Origin of the sequence: Pseudomonas sp. ENNP23 (genome assembly GCF_001728945.1) — a bacterium.
GTDB lineage: Bacteria > Pseudomonadota > Gammaproteobacteria > Pseudomonadales > Pseudomonadaceae > Metapseudomonas > Metapseudomonas otitidis.
Genome location: NZ_LYSP01000086.1, coordinates 1 through 5,129, shown reverse-complemented (window position 1 = coordinate 5,129; position 5,129 = coordinate 1). Strand labels below are relative to the sequence as shown.

Here is a 5,129-nt window from a genome sequence, read left to right as displayed (position 1 = left end):
ATCAAGCTCGACCCGGGCGGCGTCACCTTCAGCGGCGCCAGCATCAACCTGAACTCAGGGGGCGCGGCCGGGAAGGGTGCAGGTGCCCGGCCCATCCTCCCGGGCGCAGTGAAGCCGGCCGACAAGGACAAGGCCGGCATCACCCTGGAGGCCCTGGCCAAGCAACGCCGGGTGTTCCTCCAGGCCAGCACGGGTATCTGTGAGGTCTGCGAAGCGGCCAAGCGTGCCAAGGAGGCCAAATGATGGACAGCGGATTCCTGCTCTTCGACGGCGCCTCCCACCGGCAGGCCCTGGTCTGGCTGTGCCAGCATTTTCCCGAACACAGCCCACGCCCCCTGTTGCAAGGCACTCCTTATGAGTCGTTGGCAGCCATCGGCCCCATCCTGCTGCAGGCCGATGCCGGCAGCCTGCTGAATGACGCCTGGCAGGCCGGGCAGCCCGAGCTTGAACAAGCCGTCTGGCTCAGGAGCGAGCTGCCCCTGGTCGCCTTGCGAGAGAGCCTGCGTCGGCGTTTGCGCATCCTGGCACCGGATGGCCGGGTGTTCTGGCTGCGACTGGCCGATGCACGCCCGCTGCGCCAGGCATGGCGCAGCCAGGTCCAGTGGCCGGCGGGGTTCTGGCATGGCGTGAGCGAGGTCTGGCTGCGCGACGGGGAGGCCCCGGTCCTGGCCTGGCACAACCCCCATCCCCAACTGGATGCGACCCAGCCCGGCCCACCGCTCGACGCCCAGATCACCCTGGATTGGCCGCTGCTCGACGCACTGGCGCAACCCGAACCCCACCCGCAGGACGCACCCGCATGAACGCCCCCGCCCCCCAACCCCGCCGCCTCCAGCCCGCCACCTGCCCCTTGCTGGCCGCCGTATTGCCGCTGCGATATGCCATCGGCCCCATCGAGACGCGCAACCCCTCCACCCTGGACGCCGCCACCCTGGGGCTGCCCGCCCTCAACGGCAACTTCCCGGAGATGGGCCCCGAGCACGCCGCGCTCAAGGATCGCCCCCTGGGCTACGTCCCCCGTGCGCTGCGCGATGGCTGGCTGTACGTCTGGGAAGACAGCCTCCAGGCACTCAGCGAATACCGGGTGGACGCCGCCATGCTGAAACCGACCGCACGCAGCGCCCCCGCACCGGACACCACCACCCGCGCCTACCTGATGCTGGAGGCAGGGGCACCGGTCCTGATGGCCTGGTCCCCCATCCGCTGGAGTGCCGACATCTTCGCAGAGCTGGAGAGTCAGCCCGCCAAGCGCCAACGCATGATGCGCAGCCTGACCCCCGGCGTGGCGCCCTTCAGTGGCAGCGTCCAGGCCATGCACGGGCAGATCGGCGACCTGAAGACCGAGCACTACACCTGGAGCATCGCTGCCAGAAAGGCCAGCTACTGGCTGCTGCAGGACCCGCCCCTCAAACCCATGCAGCGCTGCGAGCAACAGCACTTCGCCCTCGTCGACGACCCCTGGGGCGTACTGGGTGACCTGGCCGCCCTGGTACGCGAGCGCCGCATCGCCTTCACCAAACTCAACAAGCACCGCAACGACGAGTGGGCTACCGCCGAACTGATCCAGTCCGTGGCCGACAGCGACGACATCATCCGCAGCAACCTCGCCTCCATGATCGACGTGCCCCAGTTGCAGAAGGTTCTGAAGCAGCCGGCCCTAGCGCTGGACGCCCTCGATGCCGACCTGCGGCGCCTGACGGAGTGCTGGGCCCGCTGGTTCGAGACCCTGGAAGGCGGCATGCCGTCGCACCTGGACTCCGCCTGCGCCATGTTCGACCTGACCCAGCCCGACCAGCGCGACCTGCTGGAAATCCACTTCGCCTGCAGTTGCCTGGGGCCCTCCGCCACCCCCCTGGGGGTGAAGACCCTCGAACGGGAGCTGGACGCTGCCCAACCGAGGGAGCAGCCCTGGCTGCTGTGGTCATTGTTGGGGGCCACCCGCAAGATCGACCCCGGCACCCTCAAGCAAGCCTTGCACCTGCCGGAAGCCCTCGCCGACGTGACCGACGCCCCTGGCGCCGCCGCCCGCCTCGCCAGGGCGACAGCCTTCGCCACGGCCGTCAACCTCGCCGCCGATCAGGTGCAGGCGTTGAATCCGGCGCGCGGTGGCGAGCCCCTGTTCGCCGTGCTCTCACCCAGCCTCGGCGGGCGCCTGCGCAGCCTGAGTGAACAGATCCACCCCCTGGCCTACAACCTCATGACCGCCATGCTGGTACGCAGCGCCCAGCGCCTGGAGGTGGACAGCCTGAGCCGAGTGGATGCGATCGGCTGGCTCAACGAGCAGATCGACCAGGCCCACAACAAGGGCCAACTGCGCCGCCTCAAGAAGCAACTGGAGAAAGAGATTCGCAACCAGGCGCGTGCCGCCCGCGAGGCCGTCGGCCTTTCAACCCCCGCCAAAAGCCCCACGGCGACTCAGGTCGAGGAAGCCATTCCGCATCTCCGTGTCGTACCGGCCCCAGAAGCGGCCCCGCCCCATCCCTCACCCGGCCATGGCAGCGACGCCCCGCGCGCGCCCAGCAAGCCCGGCACAACGCTACCGCCCCTGAGCGGAAAAGCCGTGCGCCTCTCACTGGGGGCACCTCGAAACATCAGCGAACTGCTGAACGAGGCGCCGTTGAAGACGTTGATTGCGTTTGTGTCGGTTTGGAATTTGGCGGAGGTAGCTAAGCAGGTCTGGACTGAGACATCCGTGAAGAACGCTATTTCGACTTTCAGTGCTGTTATGGCTACGGCAACTGCTTCAACCGCTGTACTGCAAAAGCTTGCTGATGTGCGCTGGGAGCAGCACGTCGCGCAAGCAGGCAAGATCAACCCTGCGGCTCAGGAGACTCTGGCTCGAGCATTGGGCCTGGGAGCCGGCGCCATGCTGCTGCAAGCCATCACTGCCGGCCTGGACGTGTTCTATTACGGCTGGCAGGCCCTGGATGCCTACCGTGCCGGAGACCTGGACACGGCAGCGGTCAGCCTGGGGCTGGCCGGCGCCAACCTGGCCTATGCCCGCGTCTCGCTGCAGGCCATGCGTGCCTTGCGCCTGGCCCGCACGGCGGTACTGGCCGGCGAATCGACGGCCCTGGCCACCGGCATCCGCGTACTCACCCTGCCCCTGCGCCTGAGCCTGGTGGGGCTGGTTGCCACCATCCTGATCGGCATGGTCTCCCTGCTCTATACAAAAGACACCCCGCTGGAAAGCTGGCTCAAGCAGACCCGTTTCGGCACCCGCCCTGCGGATTGGTCCGGCAGCCTCACCGGCACCCTCGAGGCGTTTTGGCGCATCGTCCTACCGGTCAGCCTCAAGCTGGAGCGCTGGAACGATATCAACCCCCGCACCGGCAAATGGGTGAACGAAATACGCCTGGTTCTGCATCTGCCCGGCCAGAGCGAGTACCAGCAAGGCATGATCACCTTCAGCGGTTACGAGGAGTGGGAGCAATCCCACGGCCTGCTCGACGACGCCACCCTCAGGTGCATCCCGCTGACCTGGGGGGAGCACGACCCCATCCCCTTCGACCCCGATATCGGCAGCCCCCATGGCCCGCCGAACGACGGCATCCGCCTGCGCCGGGCCTACCATGACGGCGCGTTTGAGCGGCTGGTCGCCATCCGCGGCAGCCTGACCTACACCCCGGTCGAAGGCCTCAGCCTGCCGGCCATCGACATCGAGGTGAGCTGACCATGACTGAACTAACCCAAACCACCTTCGCCCGACGGTTCGCCCAGGTGCCTGACAGTCGCCTGCTCCAGGCTGATAAATCCACGGAGGCACCGCTTATGTGCATGCCCGAAGTGGAGGAACAGACTGAGCACTACCTGAGCCTTGAGCACGGAGAGAGTGCGGACAGAGGGATGTGGACGGGGGCGCTGGGTGGGATTGGGGGTGTTTTTTGGCTTTTCTTTGCGTTTTTTCTTTTGATGGATGGCCGAGCTGAAACGTCTCTCAACTTTTTCCTGTTGGGGCTTGCTTGTGTTCTGGTCCCGTTCATCTGCGAAGTGTTCCAGCCCATGCCCCTGCCGATCCTGCTCAACCGCCGCACTCGCGAGCTGTACTTCGAGCAGGACGGCGAGCTGTACCACACCCCCTGGGATGGCATTGCCGCTGCGGCCTACCCCTTCGACACAGTGGGGCTCTACACAGGCGGCATGCGCCATGCCGCGCTGGAGGTGCTGCTGCACCGCTACGGCCACCCGGAGGAGTTGGTGGTGATCAACCTGGGCTCGCCCATCAGCAAGAGCCTGGAGATGCAGTTGGGTTTCTGGGAGTACCTGCGGGCTTACATGGATAATGGCCCTTGGTTCGATGAACACGGCAGGCACAGCGAGTCGCCGGCGTTCAACCAGAGCCTGTTGGAAGTGCGCAAGCGGCGAGGGCATTGGACTCGCCTTCAATGGCGAGACATCAAGGAGCAGTACGTTGCCAACGGCGGGCGCAATTACCTCAGTGCCTCTGACGTGGCACTTTTGGTAGGGGGCATCATGTTTGCTCCGTTCAACACCTTGCAAAACCTCACCTACGCCATCGCCAAACGCCGGGCCCGTACCCAATGGCCGGCCATGGTCCGCGAGCGCCTGCGGGCCAATGGCCCCACCAGCCGGCTGGTGGACCTGGAGCAGCAGACGTGACGGAGGAGGTGGCCCGTGCCTTCGCCCAGCGCTTTGCCCAAGTACCGGACAGCTGTCTGCTCAAGGCCGATCAGCCCACACAAGCGCCGCTTATGTGCATGCCCGAAGTGGAGGAGCAGACCGAGCACTACCTGAGCCTTGAGCACGGGGAGAGTGCAGATCGGGGGATGTGGACCGGGGCGTTGGGGGGAGGCGTGCTACTGATATTCGGAGGCTTCTCAATAGCTTTTTTCTTGGATGGCAGAACTGGGCCAGGGTGGGCGTGTTTAGCCTTGATTAGTGTGGCCCTGCTAGTGCCTTTCCTACTGGAAATCTTTCGCCCAATGCCCCTGCCGATCGTGCTCAACCGCCGCACCCGCGAGCTGTACTTCGAGCAGGACGGCGAGCTGTACCACACCCCTTGGGACGGCATCGCTGCTGCGGCCTATCCCTTCGACACCGTCGGGCTGTACACCGGCGGCATGCGCCATGCCGCGCTGGAAGTGCTGCTGCACCGCTACGGCCACCCT

General features: G+C 66.0%; 3 protein-coding genes and 2 pseudogenes. All 5 read left to right on the top strand.

The window, feature by feature from the left end:
• A pseudogene (locus A9G05_RS26010) lies at positions 1-243 on the top strand (type VI secretion system tip protein VgrG); the annotation flags it as partial.
• A complete protein-coding gene (locus tag A9G05_RS26925) occupies positions 240-803 on the top strand; it encodes a DUF4123 domain-containing protein (protein ID WP_139131266.1) in 564 nt (187 codons plus the stop codon). The pseudogene A9G05_RS26010 and the gene A9G05_RS26925, both read left to right, overlap by 4 nt.
• Positions 800-3,673: a toxin VasX gene (locus tag A9G05_RS27530; protein WP_069563686.1), complete on the top strand. Its 2,874-nt coding sequence runs from the start codon at positions 800-802 to the stop codon at positions 3,671-3,673. The genes A9G05_RS26925 and A9G05_RS27530 overlap by 4 nt, the downstream gene beginning before the upstream one ends.
• A gap of 2 nt (positions 3,674-3,675) precedes the next feature.
• Positions 3,676-4,620, top strand: a complete 945-nt coding sequence (locus A9G05_RS26920) for a hypothetical protein (RefSeq protein ID WP_256548490.1) — start codon at positions 3,676-3,678, stop codon at positions 4,618-4,620.
• Between the two features lie 323 nt (positions 4,621-4,943).
• Positions 4,944-5,129: pseudogene (locus A9G05_RS25990) on the top strand (hypothetical protein); the annotation flags it as partial.